The organism is Streptomyces sp. CCM_MD2014 (assembly GCF_000772045.1).
Classification (GTDB): Bacteria; Actinomycetota; Actinomycetes; order Streptomycetales; family Streptomycetaceae; genus Streptomyces; species Streptomyces salinarius.
Map to the genome: position 1 here is coordinate 495,552 of NZ_CP009754.1, position 22,811 is coordinate 518,362.

26 protein-coding genes are annotated in these 22,811 nt (G+C 72.5%); 11 read left to right on the top strand and 15 right to left on the bottom strand.

Features of this window, described 5'->3' with window-relative positions:
* Positions 1–63 precede the first annotated feature (63 nt).
* Entirely contained in the window at positions 64–1,005 is a 942-nt protein-coding gene (locus NI25_RS02275) for a MurR/RpiR family transcriptional regulator (RefSeq protein ID WP_107071597.1), read from the top strand.
* A gap of 327 nt (positions 1,006–1,332) precedes the next feature.
* The gene (locus tag NI25_RS02280; protein WP_199560800.1) at positions 1,333–1,716 is read left to right on the top strand and encodes a hypothetical protein; all 384 of its coding nucleotides are present in this window, start codon (positions 1,333–1,335) and stop codon (positions 1,714–1,716) included.
* Between the two features lie 14 nt (positions 1,717–1,730).
* On the opposite strand, the gene NI25_RS02285 is transcribed toward NI25_RS02280, so the two are convergent.
* Entirely contained in the window at positions 1,731–2,222 is a 492-nt protein-coding gene (locus NI25_RS02285) for a flavin reductase family protein (protein WP_061440799.1), read from the bottom strand.
* Between the two features lie 65 nt (positions 2,223–2,287).
* A complete protein-coding gene (locus NI25_RS02290; protein ID WP_061440800.1) occupies positions 2,288–3,121 on the bottom strand; it encodes a hypothetical protein in 834 nt (277 codons plus the stop codon).
* A gap of 129 nt (positions 3,122–3,250) precedes the next feature.
* Between NI25_RS02290 and NI25_RS02295 the strand changes: the two genes are divergently transcribed.
* Positions 3,251–3,976, top strand: a complete 726-nt coding sequence (locus NI25_RS02295) for a TetR family transcriptional regulator (RefSeq protein ID WP_061440801.1) — start codon at positions 3,251–3,253, stop codon at positions 3,974–3,976.
* Between the two features lie 142 nt (positions 3,977–4,118).
* Positions 4,119–4,541: a Zn-ribbon domain-containing OB-fold protein gene (locus tag NI25_RS02300; protein WP_061440802.1), complete on the top strand. Its 423-nt coding sequence runs from the start codon at positions 4,119–4,121 to the stop codon at positions 4,539–4,541.
* Between the two features lie 7 nt (positions 4,542–4,548).
* On the opposite strand, the gene NI25_RS02305 is transcribed toward NI25_RS02300, so the two are convergent.
* Positions 4,549–4,956: a PPOX class F420-dependent oxidoreductase gene (locus NI25_RS02305; protein WP_061440803.1), complete on the bottom strand. Its 408-nt coding sequence runs from the start codon at positions 4,954–4,956 to the stop codon at positions 4,549–4,551.
* Positions 4,957–5,049: 93 nt separating this feature from the next.
* Complete coding sequence (locus tag NI25_RS02310; protein ID WP_061440804.1) at positions 5,050–6,231, bottom strand: MalY/PatB family protein; 1,182 nt, start codon at positions 6,229–6,231, stop codon at positions 5,050–5,052.
* 131 nt (positions 6,232–6,362) lie between these two features.
* Here NI25_RS02310 and NI25_RS02315 point away from each other — a divergent pair, with 131 nt between their 5' ends.
* The gene (locus tag NI25_RS02315) at positions 6,363–7,706 is read left to right on the top strand and encodes a S1 family peptidase (RefSeq protein WP_061440805.1); all 1,344 of its coding nucleotides are present in this window, start codon (positions 6,363–6,365) and stop codon (positions 7,704–7,706) included.
* A 72-nt stretch (positions 7,707–7,778) separates the two neighbouring features.
* Here the strand turns inward: NI25_RS02315 and NI25_RS02320 are convergent, their stop codons facing one another.
* From NI25_RS02320 to NI25_RS02330, 3 genes are all read right to left on the bottom strand, one after another.
* Entirely contained in the window at positions 7,779–7,964 is a 186-nt protein-coding gene (locus tag NI25_RS02320) for a hypothetical protein (protein WP_003978128.1), read from the bottom strand.
* Between the two features lie 434 nt (positions 7,965–8,398).
* Positions 8,399–9,094, bottom strand: coding sequence for a L,D-transpeptidase family protein (locus tag NI25_RS02325; RefSeq protein WP_061440806.1), 696 nt, complete (start codon positions 9,092–9,094; stop codon positions 8,399–8,401).
* A 158-nt stretch (positions 9,095–9,252) separates the two neighbouring features.
* Positions 9,253–10,053: an SDR family NAD(P)-dependent oxidoreductase gene (locus NI25_RS02330; RefSeq protein WP_061440807.1), complete on the bottom strand. Its 801-nt coding sequence runs from the start codon at positions 10,051–10,053 to the stop codon at positions 9,253–9,255.
* A 51-nt stretch (positions 10,054–10,104) separates the two neighbouring features.
* On the opposite strand from NI25_RS02330, the gene NI25_RS02335 reads away from it, so the two are divergent.
* Positions 10,105–10,644, top strand: coding sequence for a hypothetical protein (locus tag NI25_RS02335; protein WP_061440808.1), 540 nt, complete (start codon positions 10,105–10,107; stop codon positions 10,642–10,644).
* Here NI25_RS02335 and NI25_RS02340 read toward each other — a convergent pair.
* From NI25_RS02340 to NI25_RS02350, 3 genes are all read right to left on the bottom strand, one after another.
* Positions 10,628–11,554 (bottom strand): SDR family oxidoreductase, encoded by a 927-nt coding sequence (locus NI25_RS02340; protein WP_061440809.1) that lies wholly within the window; start codon positions 11,552–11,554, stop codon positions 10,628–10,630. The two genes, NI25_RS02335 and NI25_RS02340, sit on opposite strands and share 17 nt — an antisense overlap.
* 148 nt (positions 11,555–11,702) lie before the next feature.
* On the bottom strand, positions 11,703–12,332 hold the full coding sequence (locus NI25_RS02345) for an MBL fold metallo-hydrolase (protein ID WP_061440810.1): 630 nt from the start codon (positions 12,330–12,332) through the stop codon (positions 11,703–11,705).
* Entirely contained in the window at positions 12,332–13,420 is a 1,089-nt protein-coding gene (locus NI25_RS02350) for an S-(hydroxymethyl)mycothiol dehydrogenase (protein WP_061440811.1), read from the bottom strand. Before NI25_RS02350 ends, NI25_RS02345 begins: the two co-directional genes overlap by 1 nt.
* Before the next feature lie 177 nt (positions 13,421–13,597).
* Here NI25_RS02350 and NI25_RS02355 point away from each other — a divergent pair, with 177 nt between their 5' ends.
* A complete protein-coding gene (locus NI25_RS02355) occupies positions 13,598–15,352 on the top strand; it encodes an ABC transporter ATP-binding protein (RefSeq protein ID WP_061440812.1) in 1,755 nt (584 codons plus the stop codon).
* A gap of 11 nt (positions 15,353–15,363) precedes the next feature.
* Here NI25_RS02355 and NI25_RS02360 read toward each other — a convergent pair whose 3' ends face one another.
* Positions 15,364–15,648, bottom strand: a complete 285-nt coding sequence (locus tag NI25_RS02360) for a hypothetical protein (protein ID WP_061440813.1) — start codon at positions 15,646–15,648, stop codon at positions 15,364–15,366.
* 181 nt (positions 15,649–15,829) lie between these two features.
* Here NI25_RS02360 and NI25_RS02365 point away from each other — a divergent pair, with 181 nt between their 5' ends.
* The gene (locus tag NI25_RS02365) at positions 15,830–16,195 is read left to right on the top strand and encodes a nuclear transport factor 2 family protein (RefSeq protein WP_061440814.1); all 366 of its coding nucleotides are present in this window, start codon (positions 15,830–15,832) and stop codon (positions 16,193–16,195) included.
* Between the two features lie 29 nt (positions 16,196–16,224).
* Here NI25_RS02365 and NI25_RS02370 read toward each other — a convergent pair whose 3' ends face one another.
* Both NI25_RS02370 and NI25_RS02375 read right to left on the bottom strand, forming a co-directional pair.
* Positions 16,225–17,229 (bottom strand): CU044_5270 family protein, encoded by a 1,005-nt coding sequence (locus NI25_RS02370; RefSeq protein ID WP_061440815.1) that lies wholly within the window; start codon positions 17,227–17,229, stop codon positions 16,225–16,227.
* On the bottom strand, positions 17,222–17,800 hold the full coding sequence (locus NI25_RS02375) for an RNA polymerase sigma factor (protein WP_078884484.1): 579 nt from the start codon (positions 17,798–17,800) through the stop codon (positions 17,222–17,224). Before NI25_RS02375 ends, NI25_RS02370 begins: the two co-directional genes overlap by 8 nt.
* Before the next feature lie 105 nt (positions 17,801–17,905).
* Here NI25_RS02375 and ctaD point away from each other — a divergent pair, with 105 nt between their 5' ends.
* Both ctaD and NI25_RS02385 read left to right on the top strand, forming a co-directional pair.
* Positions 17,906–19,522, top strand: a complete 1,617-nt coding sequence (gene ctaD, locus NI25_RS02380; RefSeq protein WP_107071997.1) for a cytochrome c oxidase subunit I — start codon at positions 17,906–17,908, stop codon at positions 19,520–19,522.
* Positions 19,519–19,872, top strand: coding sequence for a hypothetical protein (locus NI25_RS02385; protein ID WP_061440816.1), 354 nt, complete (start codon positions 19,519–19,521; stop codon positions 19,870–19,872). The genes ctaD and NI25_RS02385 overlap by 4 nt, the downstream gene beginning before the upstream one ends.
* On the opposite strand, the gene NI25_RS02390 is transcribed toward NI25_RS02385, so the two are convergent.
* Positions 19,869–20,558: a TetR/AcrR family transcriptional regulator gene (locus NI25_RS02390; protein ID WP_061440817.1), complete on the bottom strand. Its 690-nt coding sequence runs from the start codon at positions 20,556–20,558 to the stop codon at positions 19,869–19,871. The two genes, NI25_RS02385 and NI25_RS02390, sit on opposite strands and share 4 nt — an antisense overlap.
* A gap of 222 nt (positions 20,559–20,780) precedes the next feature.
* Here NI25_RS02390 and NI25_RS02395 point away from each other — a divergent pair, with 222 nt between their 5' ends.
* A complete protein-coding gene (locus tag NI25_RS02395; RefSeq protein ID WP_061440818.1) occupies positions 20,781–22,040 on the top strand; it encodes a YncE family protein in 1,260 nt (419 codons plus the stop codon).
* A gap of 261 nt (positions 22,041–22,301) precedes the next feature.
* Here NI25_RS02395 and NI25_RS02400 read toward each other — a convergent pair whose 3' ends face one another.
* A complete protein-coding gene (locus tag NI25_RS02400; protein WP_061440819.1) occupies positions 22,302–22,802 on the bottom strand; it encodes a metallophosphoesterase family protein in 501 nt (166 codons plus the stop codon).
* Between the last annotated feature and the right edge of the window lie 9 nt (positions 22,803–22,811).

Below are 22,811 nucleotides of genomic sequence, written 5' to 3' on the forward strand. Positions count from 1 at the left end.
GCGTGTGCGGTGGTCCGCCCTGGCCGGCGCCGGGGGTGAGCTATGTTGACCTCCGTGGGAGACATGGGAGACAGAGGAGACGCACCCGTGCCATCGCCGCAGCAGGCACGCGCACAGGCGTCGGCGATCACGTCCGGACGGGCGGCCCCCGAGTCGGAGATCTCCCCCACCTCCCGGCTCCGGACGCTGTTCGACCGGCCCCGCCTCTCCCCGGGACAGCGGCGCATCGCCCAGTACCTCATCGAGCACCTCACCGAGGCGGCGTTCCTGTCGATCACCGACCTGGCCGACCGGGTCGGCGTGAGCCAGCCCTCGGTGACGCGGTTCGCCTCGGCGGTCGGCTTCAGCGGCTACCCGGCGCTGCGGGAGCGGCTCCAGGCGATCGCGCTCGGCGGCCGGGGCGGTATCGCGGCCGAGGAGAGCCGCGGCAACGAACTCCAGGCGGCCGTGGACGCCGAGATCGAGAACCTGGAGAACCTGCGGCGCGACTTCGCCGACGCCGACCGGGTGATCGACGTCGGCCGCCAACTGGCCGCCTCCGCGCCACTGACCGTCCTCGGGCTGCGCATCTCCGTCTCGCTCGCCGAGTACTTCGCCTACGCGGCCCGCCGTATCCACCCCGACGTACGCCTGGTCACCCTGGGCGGCACCGTCGCCTACGACGCCCTGCTGCAGTCCAGGGAGGCCGGCGGCACCTGGGTGCTGGCCTTCTCCATGCCCCGGCACGCCCACGAGACGCTGGGCGCCGTGCGCGTGGCACGCGGTGCCGGACTGAAGGTGGCGTTGATCACCGACCTGGCGCTCGGCCCCGTCGTGGACGAGGCCGACGTCACCTTCGCCACGGGCACGGGGTCCCGGCTGGTCTTCGACTCCTACGCGGCGCCGGGCGTGATGTGCGCGGCGCTGCTCCAGGCCATGACGGACGCCGACCCCGGACGGACGCAGGCCCGGCTGGAGGAGTACGAGCAGGTCGCCGACCAGCACCAGTTCTTCCTGCGGGACTGAGCCGGCCCCGCCGGGGCGGTCCTGCGACGGCGACGGGCGGTGCGCACGAGGGGCCGCTCCCGTCAAAGCAGGAATGAATGTTTTCATACTCCTTGCAAAGCAGATGGCATATATAAATACTGCTCACGGATCGCGCCCCGGCCGCCCCGGAGCGCGTCCACCACCTGCCGCGAACACTCGGCCGCCGACTCCTACCCGCTCCGGCGCACCAGGTGTTCCGGTCGGGCGTCGCATGCGCGAGCGCCCGCGGCGGTCCCGGTCGTCCCCTGGACCGGGGCCGCCCCCCCACCCGTCGCCCACCCCGTCGACGCCGCACCCCCGGAAGCGATGATCATGCCCCTGACGACCACGCGCATCAGCCCGGACTGGCCCTGCCAGGTCAAGACGCCCGGCAGCTACGACTGGGAACGCTCGGCCACCAGGTGGCTGCGCGAGCTGGTGCCGGCCCGCTACGCCGGCTATCCGGCCCTGATCCGCCACCCGGTGCTGCTCGCCCGGCATGCGCAGCTCCAGGTCCAGCAGGAGATCCGGGTGGCCCGCACCGCGTTGCAGACCGCCCGCGCGGACCTGCCCCGGCTCGGGCTGCAGGAGGCGGCCATCGAGCACACCATCAAGCTGTACGCGGCGGAGGTCCTCCAGTTGCAGCACATCGCGCGCAGCGTGCGGGCGGTCACCGAGGCACTGGCCGAGCGGGGCTCCGCCGGACGCTGACCGGCCGGACCGCCTCAGTCGACCGGGTGTCCCGGCCGGATGGTGCGGGCGTCGGCGAGTCGCAGCAGCGGGCCGCCGGCGGCCTTCTCGCGGCCGCCCCACTCGACGGGCTCGAGGACGAAACCGGTGTGGTCGCCTCCCCGGACCCGCTCCAGGACCCGGCCGACGAACCACGCCTCGGCGTCCTCCAGCACGACGGCCCCGCCGTACGCCTCCCGCCAGTGGACCCGCCGGAACTTGTCCTCGTCGTCGCCGGTGTGCCCGCCGAACAGCTCGGCCGTCTCCCGCCGGTCGCGGGCGAGCAGATGGACCGCGAGGACGTCGGCGGACCGTGCGACGCGGAAGGTCCGGTTGACGTCGGAGATCCAGACGGCGTACCGCACGGGCCGGATGGAGCACTGCGAGGAGAAGCCGACCAGGCAGCCGGCCCGTTCCCCGTCCGCGGCGGCCGTGACGACGCACATGTCCGGGTCGAGCCGGTCCAGGAAGACGTCCATGGCGGCCATGTTAGGCACGCCGGGGCGGCACCGGGCGGGGCGGGCGGGCGGCTCGGGCGGGCGGCTCCGACGGCTCAGGTGGCGAGAAGGCGGCGCAGAGCCGTGCGCAGCGCGGTGACGAAGGCGTCGCGGGCGGGCTCGTCGAGGGCGTCCAGGGACAGGTAGGGATTGAGGTCCTCCAGTTCGACCAGCAGCAGCTCACCGTCGGGCGCGCGGCAGGCGTCGACGCGCTGGATGCCGTGGTCGACGCCGTTCCACTCGATGAACCGCCGCGCGAACCCGAGGTCGGCCACGGTGGCGTCGTACGGCTCCAGTTGCCAGCGGCGGTCGGGGTTCGGCGCGTGGAGGGCGTACTGGTAGTCGTGGTCGACGAAGTAGAAGGAGACCTCGTAGGCGAAGTCGACGCGCGGCTGGACGAGCAGGTCCGCGGCGGCGCCCAGCGCCTGAGGCACGTCCGCCGCCGGGACGATCCGCAGACCCTCCGAGTCGGCGCCGAGCCTGGGCTTGACGACGTACTCGTCCGCGACGGGCAGCAGGTGCAGGTCCTCGGCGCGGTCGACGGTCGGGATGACCGGGAATCCCGCCGCGGTCAGATCGAGCAGGTACTGCTTGCCGAGCATGTCCGCCCGCCCGGTGAGCTGGTTGTAGACGCGCGTTCCGCGCTCGGCCGCGCGCTCGCGGAAGGCGTCGTAGGAGGCCTTGTACTCCCGCACGGGACCGCTGTTGCGCACGACGACGGCGTCGAAGCCGTCCAGCAGCGCGGCGGCGTCCCTGGGGTGGCACAGGGCCAGGTCGAACTCCTCGCGCAGCCGGGAGGTCAGGAAGACGTCCTCGTCGCAGTACCGCCGTCCGCGCGCCTGGTAGGCCAGGTCGGTGACGTACAGGATGCGGGGGCGGGCGAACGGCATGCGGAACTCCTCCGGGGCTGACCGGAAGTGATCGTATGCGATCGGCGAAGGCCGAACACGGGGCACTCGGTTCCCTCCTTTCACTGCACTGAGTGCCATCGACCTCGCGGGGCTGCTACGTTCCCCTCCATGAGCACCAGCAGTGCGGCACCCCGCCGCGGGGACGGGACGGATGCGGCACAGGTCCGGCCGCCGATGCGGGACGCGCTGGTCGCGGCGGCGTTCCGGCTGTTCCTCGAGCGGGGGTACGAACAGACCACCGTGGACGACATCGTCGCCCTGGCCGGCGTCGGACGGCGGTCCTTCTTCCGGTACTTCCCGTCGAAGGAGGACGTGGTCTTCCCCGACCACGAACGGTGCCTGACGGACATGAAGGCGTTCCTGGCCCGCTCCCCCGAGGACGCCGACCCGGTGCGGCGGGTCTGCGACGCGGCCCGGCTCGTCCTCGGCATGTACGCCGAGAACCCGGCGTTCTCCGTACAGCGGTACCACCTCACCAAGAAGGTCCCGGGGCTGCGCGCCTACGAGTTGTCGGTGGTGTGGCGCTACGAGCGCGCGCTGGCGGAGTATCTCCGCGGGCGGCTCGGCGGGCGCCCGGACGGGATCCTGCGCGCCGACGTGATCGCGGCCGCGGTGGTCGCGGCGCACAACAACGCCCTGCGGTCCTGGCTGCGTTCCGACGGCCGCGACGACGCGGGCGCCGCGGTCGACCACGCACTGGCGTACGCGCAGTCCGCGTTCGGGGACGTGCCCGCGGCGCCCCGCGGCGAGTCGCCGGAGGACGTGGTGGTCGTGGCCGCGCGGCGCGGGACGCCCCTGTGGCAGGTCCTGCGGGAGATCGAGTCCGCGTTCTGAATCCAGGGTACCGAGTGCCTTTACGTGTGACACTCAGTGCCATACGCTGTGGTGCGTGCACGGTGGCACGGTGAGCCGCGCACACGCGTGCCCGGTGACCGCGCACGCGGGATTCCGGCCCGAGTGCAGGGAGTTGACCAGCGTGTACCACTCAGGAAACGTCGCTCAGCAGGCAGCCGGCCCCGCGACGGGCCTGCTCGACCCGCGAACCGAGGGCCAGGACCCGGACACCGAGGCCGTCTTCTACCAGCGCTGCACCTGGTGCGGCACCGCCATGTACCACCGGGTGCTGTGTCCGGTCTGCCGCGGCAGCGAGCTGCGGACGGAACGGAGCGAGGGCACCGGGACGGTGCGCCACGCCACCGTGGTGCACCGCAACACCCCTGCCGCACGCAACGTCTCGCTCATAGAAATGTCCGAGGGTTTCGTGCTGCGCGGCCGGGTCATGGGCCCGCTCATCGGCATCCACAGCGGCGACCGGGTACGGCTGTCCACGGCCAAGGACCCGGTCCGGGGCGAGCCGGTCTTCCAGCTGGTCGACGAGCCCTACCGGGCCTGGACCTGAGGGCCGGTCAGCCGCCGGCCACCGGTCCGGACGCCAGCGTGATGCGGACCCCCACGGTGCCGTCGAGTCCCCGGCGCAGCCTGCTGCCGAGGAGGGTGAGCAGGCCCACGACCCCGTACTTGCGGATCAGCAGCTTCCGGTAGCGGGCCGTGGTGGCCGGGTCGCAGATCTCCGCCGTCCCCGGGACCCCTTCGCCGGTGGGCCTGCCGCGCACGTCGCACGGGCCCACCAGGACGTCGGCGCGGTTGCGGACGCGCTTGACCTTCCAGGAGTCGGCCACCGTCCAGATCCCGAGCGCGTCCCCGTCCCGCACGACCCACACCGGGGTGGCGACCGGGGTGCCGTTCTTGCGGTAGGTCGTGACCAGCAGGTACTTGCCGGTGCCGAGCCGTTCCAGTGACGCGTCGTCGTCCATGATCCGGAAGTCTAGACCCGTACGCGGACGGGCCGCGGTGCGTAGGTCCGGGGTGCGCGGGGCCCGCCGTGCGCGGGCCCGCGGCCCCTCGCGTCACCTCAGGGCCGCCGCCATCCTCCCGACCGCCTCCGTGAGCACCTCCGGTGAGGTCGCCAGGTTGAGCCGTACGTGTCCCGCTCCGCCGCTGCCGAACGGGATGCCTGAGCTGAGGGCCACCCGGCCCCGGTCGAGGAAGACCTCCGCCGGGTCGTCGCCGAGGTCCAGGGCACGGCAGTCGAGCCAGGCGAGGTAGGTCGCCTCCCCCGGGCGGTGGACGACCCCGGGCAGCCGCTCCGCGAGCAGGCCGGTGAGCAGCCGCCGGTTCTCGTCGAGCCCGGCGAGCACGGCGTCCAGCCAGGCGGTGCCGTCGCGCAGGGCGGCGGTGTGGGCGAGGACGCCGATGTGGCTGGGTCCGTGCCCGACCTCCTCGGGCATCCGCGCCAGGTCGGCGGCCGCGCCGGGTCCCGCGAGGGCCAGTGCCGCCTTGAGGCCGGCCAGGTTCCAGCCCTTGGAGGCCGACATCAGGGCGAGGCCGCGCTCGGCTCCGGGCACGCTCAGGTAGGGCACGAACCGCGCGTCGGGCGCGGTGACGACGGGTGCGTGGATCTCGTCGGCGACGACCCGGACGCCGTGGCGCTCGGCGAGGGCGGCGACGGCCGCCAGTTCGTCGGCGGTGTGCACGGTGCCGGTCGGGTTGTGCGGGTTGCACAGCAGGTAGGCGGCCCGGCCGCCGCCCGCGACGGCCCGCCGGAACGCCTCTTCCAGCACACCGAGGTCGATCCGCAGGCCGGGGTCCAGCGGCGCCTCGACGACGCGCCGGTCCATGTGGGTGACGAAGGCGTAGAACGGCGGGTACACCGGCGGGTTGACGATCACCGGGTCGCCGGGCTCGGTGACCAGCTTGAGCATCTCGACGACGCCGAGCATCACGTCGGGCACGATCGCCGTGCGCTCCACGGCCAGGTCGTCCCAGCCCCACCGCTTGCCGGCGAACGCGGCCAGCGCCTCGGTGTAGGCGGTGCCGAAGGGGTAGCCGGTGTCGCCGAGTTCCATGGCCTGGGTGACGGCGCGCACCACGGGCCGGGCGAGCGGTACGTCCATCTCGGCCACCCACAGCGGCAGTACGTCCTCGGGATGGGTGCGCCACTTCATGCTCGTACGGCGGCGAAGTTCGTCCAGGGTCAGCGCGTGCAGGGGGTTGGTTTCTCCGGACTGGTCCCGCGGGGTGCTGGTCATGGGCCCAAGATAGGACCCGCCGACGGGCGGGGTGAACACCGCGCGGCCCGCCGCCGTATGGGAGGAGGGTGCTCGACGTCCGGAGGCCCCCGCGGCGGCGACGCCGCGTGGTCGGGTTCGGGAGCGCACGCATGAGGCACGCACGACGACGCATCGTCCGGCGAGTGGCACGGCTGGCGGCCGTCGGCGGGCTGCTGCTCGGGGGGACGATGGTCACCCGGGCGGTGGCGAGTGAACCTCCCGGTCCGTCCGCCGCGCCGCGCGCCCTCGCGCAGACCGCGTCCGGCGCCGGTGCCGCTCTCGTGGCCCGGCTGGGCGGCGACCGTACGGCGGGGCACTGGGTCGACGCCGACGGGCGGCCGGTCGTGGCGGTCACGGACGGGGCCGCGGCCGACGCGGTACGGCGGGCCGGCGCGACCGCGAAGACGGTGCGGCACAGCATGTCCGAGCTGACGTCGGCGGCCTCGACGCTGCGTTCGGCCCCCCGGGTGCCCGGTACGGCGTGGGCGCTGGACTACCGGTCGAACGAGGTGGTGGTGCGCGGCGACCGCACGGTCTCCGGGGCCGACTGGTCGCGGCTGACGGGCGTCGCCGAGGGGATCGGGGAGTTCGTCCGCATGGAGCGCGTCGAGGGGACGTTCAGCACCCGCCTGAACGGGGCGGAGCCGATCCTGTCCACGGCGGGGCGCTGCTCGGCGGGGTTCAACGTGACGGACGGCACGAACGACTTCATCCTGACCGCGGGCCACTGCGGACCGACGGGTTCCGTCTGGTTCGGTGACGGCGAGGGGGACCGGCAGGTCGGCGAAACGGTCGCCGGGAGCTTCCCCGGGGACGACTTCTCCCTGGTGGAGTACGCGGGCGGCAAGGCGGGCGGCGACGCCGACGTGGTGGCCGTCGGCGCCGGCAAGGGCGTGCGCATCACCGGGACGGGCGAACCGGCGGTGGGGCAGCGGGTGTTCCGCAGCGGAAGCACCAGCGGGCTGCGGGCCGGCCGGGTGACGGCGCTGGACGCGACGGTCAACTATCCGGAGGGCACGGTCACCGGCCTCATCGAGACGGACGTGTGCGCCGAACCGGGGGACAGCGGCGGGCCGATGTTCTCCGAGGGCCTCGCGCTCGGCGTGACGTCGGGAGGCAGCGGTGACTGCGCCGAGGGCGGCACGACGTTCTTCCAGCCGCTGCCGGAGGCCATGGAGTCGCTCGGGGTCCGGCTGATCGTCTCCGGCCGGGAAGGCGCCGCGGCCGGTACACCGGCGCCCTCGGCGTCGGGCGCCGTGGGAGCGGGGGCGGCGGCCCCGGGGACGGGCGCGGACGGCACGCCGCTGCTGGCCCGGCTCACGGACCGCCGGAACGTCGGGCCGGGGCTGCTGGTCGTTGCGGGCAGCCTGGTCGCGCTGGTGGCGACGCGGTGGATCCGGACGGAGCAGGACCGCAAGGCCTACCGGCGGCAGTACTCGGCGACATGGGGCTGACCCGGGCCGGTACGAGGGCCGGCCGCGCTGCGGCGGCCGGCGGGCCGGGGGCGAGCAGTCTCCGGGCGCCGGTCAGGCGGCCTTCACGGACTCCGGGGCCGCGTTGGCCCACTCCATGACGAGCCGCTGGTACTCCGCGCGCTGCTCGACGCTCAGTGTCCCGCCCGACCGGAGCCACAGGGCCCGGATCTCCTCGTTGACCTCGGCTGCCGATCGCTCGGAGGAAGGTTCAACAGTGGTGGACATGCTGTGAAGCATACGGCTCCCGACGTGAAGACGATGTGAGTAATCGCGAGCCAAGCGGACATATCGGACCGTGTTACTGATCACGTCGATCTTGTCATCTGTCAAGACCTGCGGGCGAGTTCGTTCCCGCCGATGTGTCCTGCCGCACACGGACCGTCTGTTCACCCCTGCGCCTTCACCCCTGCGGCTTCATTCGTGCGCCGCCCCAGCACCAGGACCTGCATTCCAGCACGGCGGCACCGCGCGCCCAGTCGCGCCTTACCGGGCTACGAGGCGATGCCGGAGTCCGAGGCCGTCGAGACGCCGTCGCGATCTTCACGCAGCGCTGGACCCACGGCTCTGCTACGCCGTCCGCCCGCCAGGGCGGGGTCCGGCTCGAGGTCCCCGGCTTCGGGGACTCCCCCGACCCGTGAGGCGCCGCGGCGCGAGCCGGGCGCCCCCGTCCGTCAGGTGCCCGGCTTGCGCCCGTACACGTAGACGTCGTCGCCCTTCTTCAGCAGCGACCAGTACTTCTTGGCGTCGGCCTTCCTCATGTTGACGCAGCCGTGCGAGCCCGGCGGGTTCCACATGCTGACGCCGACGGAATGGAAGGCCTGGCCGCCGTCGAAGAACTGACTGTAGGGCATCGGCACGTGGTAGATGGTCGAAACGTGGTCGATGTTGCGCCAGTAGACCTTCTTCAGACCGGTGCGGGTCTCGTAGCCGTTGCGCCCGGTACGGACCGGGACCGGCCCGTACACCAGCTTCTTGCCGTCCTGGATCCAGCTCAGCTGGAGGCTGAGGTTCACACAGGCGATACGCCCCTTGTTGGTGGGGCACTTGCCGGATTTGTTCGGGTTTTTGCCGACGGCCTTCTGCTTCGTCATCAGGTCCATCACTCCCCAGGTGACGGGTCCCGCGTAGCCGGCGTTGGGCGTGATGCCGTGCTTGGTCTGGAAGGCGCGGATGGCCTTGCAGTCGGCGGTGGACTGCTTGCCGTCGGCCTTGCGGCCGAGGAACTTCTCCACCTTCTTCTGGTACGGGCCCGCCTTCGCGCCGCAGCTCGCGGCCTGCGCCGGTGCCGCCGTGAGCGCGAGTGTCAGCGGTGCCACCAGTGCCGTGATCCCGAGTGCGACGGCTCCCCGTCTGCGTGTGTCCCCCATGGCCGGTCATGCCTTTCGCGTCGCGGCGGTGCGCCGTGCAGAAGGTCGCCTTCGTGCGATCCCGGCCTGCTAGACCGCCGTCCGGCGGCTTTGGTTGCGTACCGCCGGCCGCCGCGACGCAACCGTGACAAACACCACCGGACCGCCCGTCGTCATGGTCAGCCCGTGCCCTCCGCCTCCGCGATCGCTCGCCGGAAGCCGGTGTTGACCGCGGTGAGGCCGCCGTCGACCACCAGGGTGGTCCCGGTGATCCAGGAGGCGTCGTGCGAGGCGAGGAAGGCGACGGCCGCCGCGACGTCGTCGGGCTCACCGACCCGCCCGAGCGGGTACAGCCCCCGCACCGCCGCCAGTTCCCCGTCCCGGCCCTCCCAGGCCGTGGTGCGCACCGTGCCCGGCGTCACCAGATTGACGCGGACGCCGCGTGGGGCCGCGTGTCCGGCGAGGGTGCGGGTCAGGGAGCTCAGCCCGGCCTTCGCTGCGCTGTAGGCGTGGTTGCCGAAGTCCTGGACCCCGTTGACCGAGCCGATGCTGACGATCGCGCCGCGCCCCGAGGCCGCGAGGTGGGGCAGGGCGGCCCGGCAGCAGCGGTAGGCGCCGGTGAGGGTGACATCGAGGTCGCGGGCCCACACTTCGTCCGGTTCGTCCTCGAAGAGCGGGGCGTCGGGCGTGCAGGCGAAGGCGTTGTTGACCAGCACGTCCAGGCCGCCGTAGGTGTCGGCGGCGTGGGCGACGGCCGCCTCCACGGACGCGCGGTCGCCCACGTCGCAGGCGAACGCGGCCGCGTCGAGCCCGTCGTCCGCCAGTTCCTCCGCCGTCCGCCGCGCCGCGGCGAGGTCCACGTCGGTCAGCAGTACCCGGGCCCCCTCGGTGGCGAGCCGGCGTGCGATGGCCGCGCCGATGCCCCGGGCCGCGCCCGTCACGAGTGCCGAGTGGTCGGTGAAACGCCTGGTGTCCGTCATGGGCCAGACGGTAGTACCGCGACGATCACCGGGGCAGATACCGTGCGGGCCATGTCCGCGTTCCTGCAGCAACTCCCCGCGCTCATAGGCGTCGTCATCGGCGCGCTCGGTTCCTACCTCGCCGTGGTCCACGGTGACCGGGTCCGGTTCCGGCGGGAGCGGGAGGCCCGTTGGCAGGAGCGGAGGTTCACGGTGTACGCGGACTACGCGCGGGCGGTGAAGACGTCCGTGACCCTGACCTACCGGGGGGCGTCCGCCCTCGGCCTGGATCCGCACCCCCAGCCGCTGCCGCCCCGGGAGGCCGACGTCTCGATGGCCGCGGCCACCGCGGCCCGCGACCCCCACTGGGAGGCACTGCTCCTGCTGGGCAGCCCCGAGGTGGTGGAGAGGGCGCGGGCCTGGGTCGTCGTCCTCATGGACATGGAGCGGCTGGTCCGCGACGAGCGCCGCGAGCGTCCGGCGTGGCAGGACCTGCTCGAACGGCAGCGTGCCGCGCGGGCCGACTACTACGCCGCCGTACGGGCCGACCTGGGCCTGCCCACCGGTCATTCCGCCCGCCTGCCCCTGCCGACGCTCAGCGATACCCCGTGACGTCGGCCGGCTTGCCCGGGTCCTGCACCTCGACGAGGTAGCGCCAGGCGTCCGGGCGGCTGCCGTCGAGGTCGGTGAAGCCGTACTCCTGGGCGAGGGAGCCGCTGGAGAGGGATTGGCCGTTGAAGCGTGCCACGTGGGGGTCGGCGGCGAGGGCGGTGACCGCGCGGCCGACGTAGCGGGGAGTCTCGGAGATGGCGAAGTGCGGGACGCGGTCGAGGGCGTCGCGCCAGTTCTCCTCGCGTACGCCGAAGTGGTCGAGCATCATCTCCGAGCGGAGCCAGCCGGGGGTCAGCGCGACCGCCGTGGCGCCGCGGGGTCCCAGTTCGTGCCCGAGGGAGAAGGCCATGCGCAGGACGGCCGTCTTGGCGAGGTCGTAGAAGAACGAGTTGCGGTAGTGGTCGCGGTTGTAGGAGTCCGTGCCGTCGGTCATCTCGACGACCAGTCCGCCGGGGCGGCGCAGCAGCAGCGGCAGGGCGTGATGGCTGGTGATCGCGTGGGTCTCGACGGCGAGCCGCAGCAGCTTCAGGCCGTTGTCGAGGTCGTGCTCCCACACGGGGCTGTCCCACTCGAAGAGGTGCTCGCCGCCCCAGATGTCGTTGACCAGGACGTCGAGGCGTGCCTGTTCGCGGGCGATGCGGTCGACGAGGCCGGCCACCCGCGCCGGGTCGAGATGGTCGACGGGTACGGCGATGCCGTGGCCGCCGGCTTCGGTGACCAGGTCGGCGGTGTCCTCGACGGTCTCGGGGCGGTCGTACTCCGAGCGCCGGGCGCGAGTGCTGCGGCCGGTGACGTAGACGGTGGCGCCGGCCGCGCCCAGTTCCACGGCGATGCCCCGGCCGGCGCCGCGGGTGGCCCCGGCGACCAGCGCGACCCTGCCTGCCAGCGGACCCTTCGATGATCCTGTCATGTCCCGCTCCCGTTCCTCTCCCTCGTGCCGTGCGGCTCATGCCCCGCACGGGCGATGTCGAGTTCGAGGGTGCCCGGGAAGCCGGACATCTTCTGTCACCTTTACCGCGTGTCCGGGGCGATCTTCACGGAGACCGCCCCGGTCGCCGTCAATGCCCGCGCTTGATCCACTCCTCCAGATGCGGTGCCTCGGCCCCGATGGTCGTGGAGTCCCCGTGGCCGGTGCGGACCTCGGTCTCGGGCGGCAGGACGAGCAGCTTGTCGCGGATGGAGTCGATGATGGTCGGGAAGTGCGAGTAGGAGCGGCCGGTGGCGCCGGGTCCGCCCTGGAAGAGGGTGTCGCCGGTGAAGACGGTGCCGAGACCGGGGTCGTAGAGGCAGACCGCGCCGGGCGCGTGGCCCGGGGTGTGCAGGACGGTCAGGTCGGCGCCGGCGGCCTCGATGACGAGTTCGTCGGTCAGCCAGGCGTCCGGCTCCCGGTCGGGGTGGGTCTGCTGCCACAGCGGCAGGTCGTCGCGGTGCAGCCAGATGGTGGCGCCGGTGCGCTCGGCGAGCGCGGGCGCCGCGTTGACGTGGTCGTTGTGGGCGTGGGTGCACACGATCGCGGTGAGCCGGCGGTCCCCGACGGCCTCGGCGATGGCGTCGGCGTCGTGGGCGGCGTCGATGACGACGACCTCGTGGTCGTCACCGACGAGCCAGACGTTGTTGTCGACGTCCCAGGTGCCGCCGTCGAGGCTGAACTGCCCCGAGGTGACGAGGCGTTCGATGCGCGGGGCCATCAGAGCACCACCACCGAACGCAGTACGTCGCCGGCGTGCATCCGGTCGAAGGCCTGCTCCACCTCGTCCAGGCGGATGGTCTCGGTGACGAACTTGCCGAGGTCCAGGCGGCCCTGGAGGTGGAGGTCGATGAGCATGGGGAAGTCGCGGGAGGGGAGGCAGTCGCCGTACCAGGAGGACTTGAGCGAGCCGCCGCGGCCGAACACGTCGAGCAGCGGCAGTTCCAGCTTCATCTCGGGGGTGGGGACCCCGACGAGGACGACGGTGCCGGCCAGGTCGCGGGCGTAGAACGCCTGCCGGTAGGTCTCCGGGCGGCCGACGGCCTCGATGACGACGTCGGCGCCGAAGCCGCCGGTCAGTTCGCGGATCGCCTCGACGGGGTCGGCCTCGCGGGAGTTGACGGTGTGGGTGGCGCCCATGCCCCGGGCGGTCTCCAGTTTGCGGTCGTCGATGTCCACGGCGATGACCTTCGAGGCGCCCGCCAGGTACGCCCCGGCGATCGCCGCGTCGCCGACGCCGCCGCAGCCGATGACGGCGACGGTGTCGCCGCGGCCGACGTCGCCGGTGTTGATGGCGGCGCCGATGCCGGCCATCACCCCGCAGCCGAGGAGACCCGCCACCTCGGCGGAGACGGCCGGATCGACCTTGGTGCACTGCCCGGCGGCGACCAGCGTCTTCTCGGCGAAGGCGCCGATGCCGAGGGCCGGGGACAGCTCCTGGCCGGTCGAGGCGAGGGTCATCTTCTGCTCGGCGTTGTGGGTGTCGAAGCAGTACCAGGGCCGCCCGCGCAGACAGGCCCGGCACTTGCCGCACACGGCGCGCCAGTTGAGGATCACGAAGTCACCGGGGGCCACGTCGGTGACACCGGCGCCGACCGACTCCACGACACCCGCGGCCTCGTGGCCGAGCAGGAAGGGGAAGTCGTCACTGATGCCGCCCTGCTTGTAGTGCAGGTCGGTGTGGCACACACCGCAGGCCTGGATCTTCACCACGGCCTCGCCCGGACCGGGGTCCGGCACGACGATCGTCTCGATCCGGACCGGCTCGTCCTTGCCCGGCGCGATCACGCCGCGTACTTCCTGCGCCATGCTTCTGACCCCTTCCTCGGCCGTACAGCGTTCCCCCAGACCCTACGCTCAAGTGATTGGAAAGGGGCAGGTGACAGGGCGGTTTGCGGGGTGCGGCCGGCCTGCCGTACTCCGGCGGCCCGCCCGGCCGGGCGCCCACGTAGCCTGAGTGCCCCGTCCGCGTGCCGAAGGAGCGACGTGACCACCGCAGAGCCGGAGACCGGCACGCCCGCCTGGCGGCTGCTCCTGTCCTACATACGACCGCACCGCACGGCCCTGTTCGCGGGCGCCCTGCTCTCCCTGGTCACCGGCGCCACGGGGCTGTTGCTGCCGCTGGTGGCGCGGGAGCTGATCGACGACCTGGCGCACGACCGGGCCGTCACCGGGGCGCTGCTGGCCATGTCGGGGCTCGTGGTCGCCAACACGGCGCTGGGCGCGCTGGGTTCGTACGTGCTGCGGCGCACCGCGGAGTCGGTGGTGCTCGGCGCGCGGCGCACCCTGTCGTCGTATCTGCTGCGGCTGCGGATCGCGGCCGTGGACCGCACGGAGCCCGGTGACCTGATGGCCCGGATCACCTCCGACACGACGCTGCTGCGCGAGGTCACCACGGACTCCCTCGTCGGCCTGGGCACCGGCGGGCTGACGCTGGTGGCGACGCTGGTGATGATGGGTGTGGTCGACGCGGTGCTGCTCGGGGTCACGCTGGCGGTGGTCGTGGGGGCGGGCACGGTGCTGGGGCTGATCGTGCCGCGCATCAACCGCGCAAGCCGGCAGGCGCAGGACGCGGTGGGGCTGATGGGCGCCGCGCTGGAGCGGATCCTCGGGGCGCTGCGCACGGTGAAGGCGTCGGGCGCCGAGCCCCGGGAGGAGCGGGCGCTGCACGACGCGGCCGAGGAGTCCTGGCGGCAGAGCGTGCGCGCCGCCAAGTGGTCGGCCGCCGCGGGCAACACGGCGGGCCTGGCGATGCAGATCGCCTTCATCACGGTGCTCGCGGTGGGCGGGGCGCGGGTGGCGACGGGGGCGATCGACGTGGGCACGCTGGTCGCGTTCCTGCTGTTCGTCTTCTATTTGATGTCCCCGATCCAGCAGGTCGTCGGCGCGATCACGCAGTACCAGACGGGCCGGGCGGCGCTGGGCCGGATCCAGGACGCGCTGCGCCTGCCCGCGGAGCCGCCGGCCCGGCCGGTTCCGCTGCCGTCGCCCGGTGCGCGGCCGGCGTCCGTCGCCTTCCACGACGTCCGCTTCCGCTACGCCGACGACCTGCCGTACATCCACCACGGGGTGAGCTTCGAGGTGCCGGCCCGGGGGATGACGGCGTTCGTCGGCCCGTCGGGCGCGGGCAAGACCACCGTCTTCTCCCTCATCGAGCGGTTCTACGACCCGAGTGCCGGGGAGATCACGCTGGACGGACGGAGCCTCGCCGAGTGGGAACTGGCCTCGCTGCGGGCCGCCATCGGTTACGTGGAGCAGGACGCCCCGGTGCTCTCCGGTTCCCTGCGGGACAACCTGCTGCTGGGCAATCCGGAGGCGGACGAGGGCACGCTCACCGCCGTGCTGAAGACGACGCGTCTGGACGCCCTGGTGGAGCGGCTGCCGAGCGGCCTGGAGACGCTGGTCGGGCATCGCGGCACCAAGCTGTCGGGCGGTGAGCGCCAGCGGGTGGCCATCGCCCGGGCGCTGCTGCGCCGTCCCCGGCTGCTGCTGCTCGACGAGGCCACCTCGCAGCTGGACGCGGTCAACGAGGCGGCGCTGCGCGACACCGTGGCGGACGTGGCCCGGACGACCACGGTGCTGGTCGTCGCGCACCGGTTGTCGACGGTGACGATGGCCGACCGGATCGTGGTGATGGACGCGGGGCGGGTGCGCGCGGTCGGCACCCACCGGGAGCTGGTGACCGCCGATCCGCTGTACGCGGAGCTGGCGGCCACCCAGTTCCTGGCGTCCGGTGGCTGACGCCGCCGGCGTCAGCCCAGTGCGGGGACGACGCCGAAGAGGGGCGAGACCAGGCCGGTGACCTGCTGGAGCTGCTGCAGGTCCCGGAGCCGGTTCAGCTGCTGGGACGGGAGCGGCATCTGTGCCCGGTCCTCGGCGGGCATGTCACCGACCGCGAGTGTGTCGAGGGTGTGCGTCACGCTGAGCTTCTCCGTGCCCAGCGGGCCCCCGCCGGCCGCGCTCGCCATCGGGGCGGCGAGGCCGGTGACACCGGCGGCGAGCCCTACGGCGGCGACGATACGTCGTGTTGAGATCATGTGCTGAGCAACGCCGGCGGGCCGGTGGCGGACACGGGCGGGCGGTGCCGGTCACCCGTGAGGACCAGTGTCGTGGTCGGCGTTGCCCCGGGCGGTGAGACGGAGGAAGCTCGAAGGGAGAGGGCCGAGGCGGCCCGTCTCCGCTGCGGGCCGCGGCCTTCGACGTCCGAAGGAGGTCGTCATGAGCACCACGGCAGGTCCCGGCTTCGACACCGAAGCACTGCGCCGGGGCATCGAAGGAGAGACGGCGGCACCTCTGTTGTCGCTGTACGCGCGGGACGCGGAGGTCCGCATCGTCGACCGGTACGACCAGCCCAGCCGCCCCAAGGTCCTGCACGGCCGGGACGAGATCGCCGAGATGCTCGACGACGTCTACAGCCGCGACATGACCCATCGGATGGAACGCTGCGTGGTCCAGGGCGACCAGGTCGCGTTCAGCGAGCAGTGCACCTACCCGGACGGGGTGCGGGTCCTCGCCGAGTCGATGCTGACGCTGCGCGACGGCGAGATCGTCGAGCAGACCATGATCCAGGCCTGGGACGAGTAGGTTCCGGGGCGCTCCGGCAAGCAGCCGGGTCAGCGTGTCCAGGCGCTGTACTCCATGACGTCGCCGGCGGCGACGCCGTACTCCGGCTGCGCCCGGGTGAAGGTGGTCTCCAGGCCGAGGACGGCGCCGGTGTCCGGATTCACGATCAGCATGCGGCGCAGGCCGGTCCCGTCGTGGACGTAGGCCTCGCCGCGCCGCCCGAGGCGGTCGGTGACCTGTCCGGCGGGCCGCAGTCCGCCGGTGTCCGCGAGGAGGCGGACGAGCGCCGCCGACTCGCGGGCGCCCAGGGTCCAGTTGTCGAGAAGCAGGCCGGTCGCGTCGAGCAACTGGGACGTGTCCATGGAGCCGGTGTGCCCGGCCTCCTCCAAATAGGCGCGCAGCCGGTCCGCATCGTGCGGCGGACGGGAGTGCGGCGGGGCGTCGCTCCAGCTCGGCGGGTAGGTCGTGTCGCTGATGACATGGCCGTCCTCGACCTGGCGGGGGTTGCCGTCCTCGTCCTCGCCGAGGACCGGGCGACCGGGGTGGCGCGGGTCGGTGGCGACCACCAGTTCGGTGTGCCGGCCGTCGGCCGTCCAGCGCACGACGCGCTCCTCGGGCAGCGTGACCGGCGGCGCGTCGTCGGACATGCCCAGGCTCCAGGACCGCACGTGGGTGCCCTTGCGCAGCGCGGGCCCGCCCTCCTCCGCGGCCGCCTCGGCGCGCTCGGCGAGCCGGTCCAGCGGCACGGGGGTGGCGTCGGCTCGTACGACGAGGGGGCGGGGTGCGGCGACGGCGTGCGGGGTGCTCGGGCCGCCGAGCAGCAGGGCCAGCGCGGTCGCGGCGACGACGGCGGTGGCGGCGAGGCCCCAGGCCAGTCGTACGCCGCGGCGGGACCGCGAGCCGCGCAGTTCCCGTGAGGGCGGGGAGATCGTCTGCTCGTGCAGCAGCCGGTGCAGGTGCCGTTCGGCGCGGCGGTCGAGCGGTCCGTCGGCGTGGGGCGGGGCGTCGGCCGGTACCGGGTTGGCGCGGCGCAGGAGTTCGAGTTCGTCAGCCATGGCCGTGCTCCTTCGCGGGGGTGGCGTCGACGGCGGTCGCCGGTCGCGGGCGGTGCGGGGCGGCGGGGGCCGGGCCCAGGCGGGCGATCTCCGTCCTCAGCCGGGCGCGGGCGCGGTGCAGCCGCATCGACGCGGCCCGGCTGCCGCAGCCGAGGGCGACGGCCAGCTCGTCCACGCCGAGTTCCTCCCAGGCCGTCAGCCGCAGCACCTCCTGGTCCTTGGCGGAGAGTCTGGCGAGGGCTTCGTGCACCCAGCCGCCGGGCGGCTCCGCCTCGGGCCCCGAAGTGACGTACCGCCCGTGTGCGGCGTCGTCGTTGCCCAGCCGGGCCAGGAGCCGGCGTCGGCGTCCCTGGCCGCGTACCGCGTTGGCCAGGCAGTTGCGTGCCACGCCGTACAGCCAGGGCAGCGGGGCGCGCGGCAGTTCCGCACGGCGGCGCCAGGCCACCGTGAAGACCTCCGCCACCACCTCCTCGACCTCGCCCGCATGCCCGGCCAGCCGACGCGCCACGTAGCGGGTGACCGCCCAGTAGTGCTCCCGGTAGGCAGCGGCGAAGATCTCGTCGTCGCTCATGTTCCGTATCTGTCCGGCACCCTCGTGATCGTCACGGGTGCTTTCGTGACGCTCGTCTCGTCCGTCGAGTGTGACGTGCGGGCCGGGCGCGGACACAGGCGGGGCGTGAGGAACCTCGAGAGCATCAAGTGGCTGACGACCACGGACCACAAGACGATCGGCACGTTGTACCTGGTGACGTCGTTCGCCTTCTTCTGCGTCGGTGGCGTGATGGCGCTGTTCATGCGTGCGGAGCTGGCCCGGCCCGGTCTGCAGATCATGTCGAACGAGCAGTTCAACCAGGCGTTCACGATGCACGGCACGATCATGCTGCTGATGTTCGCGACGCCGCTGTTCGCGGGCTTCGCGAACTGGATCATGCCGCTGCAGATCGGCGCGCCGGACGTCGCCTTCCCCCGGCTGAACATGTTCGCCTACTGGCTGTACCTGTTCGGCTCGACCATCGCGGTGGGCGGGTTCCTGACCCCGCAGGGCGCGGCCGACTTCGGCTGGTTCGCCTACTCGCCGCTGTCCGACGCGGTGCACTCGCCGGGCATCGGCGGTGACCTGTGGATCATGGGTCTGGCCTTCTCCGGCTTCGGCACCATCCTCGGCTCGGTCAACTTCATCACCACGATCATCTGCATGCGCGCGCCGGGCATGACCATGTTCCGCATGCCGATCTTCACCTGGAACGTCCTGCTGACCGGTGTGCTGGTCCTGCTGGCCTTCCCGGTGCTGGCCGCGGCCCTGTTCGCGCTGGAGGCCGACCGCAAGTTCGGTGCCCACATCTTCGACTCGTCCAACGGCGGCGCGTTGCTGTGGCAGCACCTGTTCTGGTTCTTCGGGCATCCGGAGGTGTACATCATCGCGCTGCCGTTCTTCGGCATCGTCAGTGAGATCATCCCGGTCTTCTCCCGCAAGCCGATCTTCGGCTACATGGGTCTGATCGGCGCGACGATCGCGATCGCGGGCCTGTCGGTGACGGTGTGGGCCCACCACATGTACGTCACGGGCGGCGTGCTCTTGCCGTTCTTCTCCTTCATGACCTTCCTGATCGCGGTCCCGACCGGTGTGAAGTTCTTCAACTGGATCGGCACCATGTGGAAGGGATCACTCAGCTTCGAGACGCCGATGCTGTGGTCCACCGGCTTCCTGGTCACCTTCCTCTTCGGCGGGCTCACCGGGGTGATGCTGGCGTCGCCTCCTGTCGACTTCCACGTGTCCGACTCGTACTTCGTGGTGGCGCACTTCCACTACGTGGTGTTCGGCACCGTGGTGTTCGCGATGTTCGCCGGCTTCCACTTCTGGTGGCCCAAGTTCACCGGCAAGATGCTCGACGAACGCCTCGGCAAGATCACGTTCTGGACGCTGTTCGTCGGCTTCCACGGCACCTTCCTCGTCCAGCACTGGCTGGGCGCGAACGGCATGCAGCGCCGGATCCCGGACTATCTGGCCGTGGAGGGGCTCACCGCGCTGAACACCGTGTCGAGTGTCTTCTCCTTCCTGCTCGGCATGTCGCTGCTGCCGTTCTTCTACAACATCTGGAAGACGGCCAAGTACGGCAAGAAGACCGAGGCGGACGACCCCTGGGGCTACGGCCGTTCGCTGGAGTGGGCGACCTCCTGCCCGCCGCCCCGGCACAACTTCCGCACGCTGCCGCGCATCCGCAGTGAATCCCCCGCCTTCGACCTGCACCACTCCCCCACGGCGGGCGCGGAGCGGGAGCTGACCCTCCGGTGACCGGCGGGGACCGTCTTCCCCCGGCCGCCCGGGCGCTCGTCGACGAGATCGAGGGCCATCTGCTCGTCGCCGCCACCCGCGCCGAGGGGCGCACGGCCGCCGCACGCTTCACGGCGCCCTTCGACTGGCTGGGCGACGACCGGCGTCAGGAGGTGGCGGAACGTTACGAGGCCGAGTACCTCGCCCTCGCCCGTGACTCCTGGCAGCGCACGGCCGAGCGCGCCGGGCGACTGCGCGGGGAGTACGAGGAGCGGTACCGGGCGCTGCGGCGCCGACTGCTGGCCGGATTCCTGCTGGGGGCGTGCGCGGTGCTCGGGTGCGCGGGTGCCCTGGTCCTGGGGCGGGGCTAGGGGCTGTCCGACGATTCCCGTCTGCCGCGCGCCGCCGGGCTCCAGCCGGGTGGGCGCAGCAGGGCCAGGAGCTGGCGGACCAGTTCCTCGACGACCTCGTCGAGGGTGGCGTCCACCCAGCCGGCGCTGTAGTCGTGCAGGAGGCCGTTGACGCCGCCGATGAACGCGGTGGCGGCCAGCCGGTAGTCACGGGGTGCCGCCTCACCCCGTACGGCGGCCGCGTGGGCCTCGGCGCGGATGAGGTCCACCCAGCGGGCGCGGCGGGCCAGCCGCTGCTCCTCCAGGCGCGGGCTGACGCCGATGATCTCGACGAAGGTGATGCGGACGCGGCGTGGATCGGCGGTGACGTTGCCCGCGTAGGCGCGGAAGATCGCGGCGGCGCGGTCGGGCAGCGGCAGGTCGCGGGTGCCGTCGGCCGCGGTGCGGACGGCTTCCTCGGCCCAGTCGTTGACCTGGAGGTGGAGTGCGGCGAGCACGTCCTCCAGGGTGCGGAACTCCTCGTAGAACTGGCGGGTGGACAGGCCTGCCGCGTCGCTGAGGGCGGCCACCGTGGTGGCGCGGTAGCCGGGGGTGTCGCCGAACAGCTGGAGGGCCGCGTCGAGGAAGCGCCGGCGGCGCTCGGCCTGGCGCTGTGCGGCCGACTTGCCGCCGTAGCGGCCCGTCGGTGCCCTGAGCCTGCCCGCCACCCGCTCCCCCCTCTCGGCGCTCTCCGCGCTCTCCGCGCCAACTCCTCGTCGTGCAGCCGATTTTGTCGCGTCCGCGGCCTTGTGGAGAAGGGAGCTCTTTCCTTACTTTGCAGTAAGTTCACTCTGAAAGCGGCTGTGTTCAGATTGCGCGCTCGATCGCGCCATCGCCCCATGGCTCCAGCGCTCCATCGCCCCCACCACCCCCTGCCGGAGGAGAGCAGCATGCCCGCCTTCACGAGACGGCATCTCGGCGCCGTCGCCACCGCCCTCGCCCTCGCCCTCACCGTCGCCGCCCCCGCCGCCACCGCCTCGGCCACCCCGGACGCCCGTGCCGGCCTGCGCGAGGTGATGTTCGTGGGCAACAACTGGGACGGCACCGCGGACGTCATCCGGTCCACCGGCGACTTCGCGAGGATCGGCCGGATCGACGTAGTCCCGGACCGGGCCGAACGCATGGCGGAGATCAACGCCGACCCGATCAAGTGGATCTACTTCCAGGCCATCCGCAACGGTGTCGGCGAGGGGCACGACCAGCTCGTCGACGACATGTACTCGACGCCGGACGGCACCTCGGTGGTCGTCTCCCGGCCGAGCTTCGCCGACGTGGTGTCCATCGACCTCGCCACCGGCGACATCGAATGGCGCTTCCCCGTCTCCGGATACCGCTCCGACCACATGGCGGTCTCCCCCGACGGCACCCGGGTCGCCGTCTCGGCCTCGACCTCCAACACCGTGCACGTCCTGGACATCGAAACGGGTGACCAGGTCGGCTCGTTCGCCACCGGAGACAAGCCCCACGAGAACATCTTCACCCGCGACGGCAAGTACATCTGGAACATGTCCATCGGCGAGGTGAACACCGCGCTCGACGCCCCCTGGCTCGACTGGACGAAGGGCGACCGGCGCATCACGATCGTGGACGCGCGGACGTACGAGCGGGTCAAGGTCGTGGACATGCGCGAACGGCTCGACGCGATCGGTCTCGGCGACCACTCGGACGCGGTGCGGCCCGCCGTCTTCTCGCCCGACGAGTCGAAGCTGTACTTCCAGGTCTCGTTCTTCAACGGCTTCTTCGAGTACGACGTGGCCACCGACCGGATCACCCGGACGAAGACCCTGCCGAAGAACCCCGCCACGAGCGAGGACCGCACCACGTGGGTCAACGACTCGCGGCATCACGGCCTGTCCATGAGCCCGGACGGCACCAAGATCTGCGTGGCGGGCACGATGGACGACTACGCGACGGTGGTCGACCGCGGCACCCTCCAGGAGGGCCCGCTGGTGTCCGCCGCCAAGCCGTACTGGGCCACGGTCAGCGGCGACGGCACGCACTGCGTGGTCTCCGAGAGCGGCGCCGACCGGGTCACGGCCATCGACTTCGCCACCGGCGAGAAGTCGGTCTCCGCCCCCGTGGGCGACCACCCGCAGCGAGTCCGCATCGGCCATGTGACGGCCGGCTGGACGGGACCGTCGGCCCGCTGAGGCACCGTGCCGTCCGCGCCCCGCATGTCACCGGCGCCCGAAGGTGTGAGCCGGCCCGGCACGGGTAGTCGCCCGGCGACGGACGAGGCATGCATGCCCTCGGTACCACCCCCGGAAGGAGGTCCGTGACAGCGCACTCCAGAAGAAGCGCCCGGGCCGCTCCCTCCGACACGGGGCGGCCCGGTCCGCCCCCGGGCGGCGTCCTCACGGGCGCCGCCCGTCCCTCTTCCCGCCCCTTCTCGCCCTCTTCCCGCCTTCTCCTCACCGAGGCGGCAGCCGGTGCAGCTCGACGTCCTCGAGCCGGCCGTCGGAGACCGTGACGGTCATGTAGGTGCGGTACGGCTGACGGCGCCGGTCCGTGGGCGAACCCGGGTTGAGCAGCCGCAGGCCTGTCGCCGCGGTGGTGTCCCAGGGGATGTGGCTGTGCCCGAAGACGAGGACGTCCAGGTCGGGGAAGCGGGCGGCGCAGCGTGCCTCCCGCCCCTGTGCGGCGCCGGTCTCGTGGACGACGCCGAAGCGCAGGCCGCCGAGATCCGCGTACGCCACCTCGGGCAGCCTGGCGCGCAGTGCGGGCCCGTCGTTGTTGCCGTACACCCCGACGAGCCGACGGCTGCGGCTCTCCAGCAGGTCGAGGGTGGCGGTGTCGACCCAGTCCCCGGCGTGCAGGACGACGTCCGCACGAGGAAGCTCCGCCAGCAGGGGCGCCGGCAGTTCCTTGGCACGCTTGGGCAGGTGAGTGTCGGACGTGATCAGCAGAAGCACGCGTCCCAG

Excerpts from the sequence above, each read along its gene's own strand:
- NI25_RS02370 (WP_061440815.1), bottom strand. The coding sequence starts at position 17,229 with ATGGCTGACGAACTCGAACTCCTGCGCCGCGCCAACCCGGTACCGGCC.
- NI25_RS02295 (WP_061440801.1), top strand. The coding sequence starts at position 3,251 with ATGAGCACCAGCAGTGCGGCACCCCGCCGCGGGGACGGGACGGATGCG.
- NI25_RS02290 (WP_061440800.1), bottom strand. The coding sequence starts at position 3,121 with ATGCCGTTCGCCCGCCCCCGCATCCTGTACGTCACCGACCTGGCCTAC.
- NI25_RS02330 (WP_061440807.1), bottom strand. The coding sequence starts at position 10,053 with ATGACGGACACCAGGCGTTTCACCGACCACTCGGCACTCGTGACGGGC.
- NI25_RS02285 (WP_061440799.1), bottom strand. The coding sequence starts at position 2,222 with ATGGCCGCCATGGACGTCTTCCTGGACCGGCTCGACCCGGACATGTGC.
- NI25_RS02275 (WP_107071597.1), top strand. The coding sequence starts at position 64 with ATGGGAGACAGAGGAGACGCACCCGTGCCATCGCCGCAGCAGGCACGC.
- NI25_RS02320 (WP_003978128.1), bottom strand. The coding sequence starts at position 7,964 with ATGCTTCACAGCATGTCCACCACTGTTGAACCTTCCTCCGAGCGATCG.
- NI25_RS02335 (WP_061440808.1), top strand. The coding sequence starts at position 10,105 with ATGTCCGCGTTCCTGCAGCAACTCCCCGCGCTCATAGGCGTCGTCATC.
- NI25_RS02365 (WP_061440814.1), top strand. The coding sequence starts at position 15,830 with ATGAGCACCACGGCAGGTCCCGGCTTCGACACCGAAGCACTGCGCCGG.
- NI25_RS02360 (WP_061440813.1), bottom strand. The coding sequence starts at position 15,648 with ATGATCTCAACACGACGTATCGTCGCCGCCGTAGGGCTCGCCGCCGGT.
- NI25_RS02345 (WP_061440810.1), bottom strand. The coding sequence starts at position 12,332 with ATGGCCCCGCGCATCGAACGCCTCGTCACCTCGGGGCAGTTCAGCCTC.
- NI25_RS02395 (WP_061440818.1), top strand. The coding sequence starts at position 20,781 with ATGCCCGCCTTCACGAGACGGCATCTCGGCGCCGTCGCCACCGCCCTC.
- NI25_RS02340 (WP_061440809.1), bottom strand. The coding sequence starts at position 11,554 with ATGACAGGATCATCGAAGGGTCCGCTGGCAGGCAGGGTCGCGCTGGTC.
- NI25_RS02375 (WP_078884484.1), bottom strand. The coding sequence starts at position 17,800 with ATGAGCGACGACGAGATCTTCGCCGCTGCCTACCGGGAGCACTACTGG.
- NI25_RS02325 (WP_061440806.1), bottom strand. The coding sequence starts at position 9,094 with ATGGGGGACACACGCAGACGGGGAGCCGTCGCACTCGGGATCACGGCA.
- NI25_RS02280 (WP_199560800.1), top strand. The coding sequence starts at position 1,333 with ATGATCATGCCCCTGACGACCACGCGCATCAGCCCGGACTGGCCCTGC.
- NI25_RS02350 (WP_061440811.1), bottom strand. The coding sequence starts at position 13,420 with ATGGCGCAGGAAGTACGCGGCGTGATCGCGCCGGGCAAGGACGAGCCG.
- NI25_RS02310 (WP_061440804.1), bottom strand. The coding sequence starts at position 6,231 with ATGACCAGCACCCCGCGGGACCAGTCCGGAGAAACCAACCCCCTGCAC.
- NI25_RS02315 (WP_061440805.1), top strand. The coding sequence starts at position 6,363 with ATGAGGCACGCACGACGACGCATCGTCCGGCGAGTGGCACGGCTGGCG.
- NI25_RS02305 (WP_061440803.1), bottom strand. The coding sequence starts at position 4,956 with ATGGACGACGACGCGTCACTGGAACGGCTCGGCACCGGCAAGTACCTG.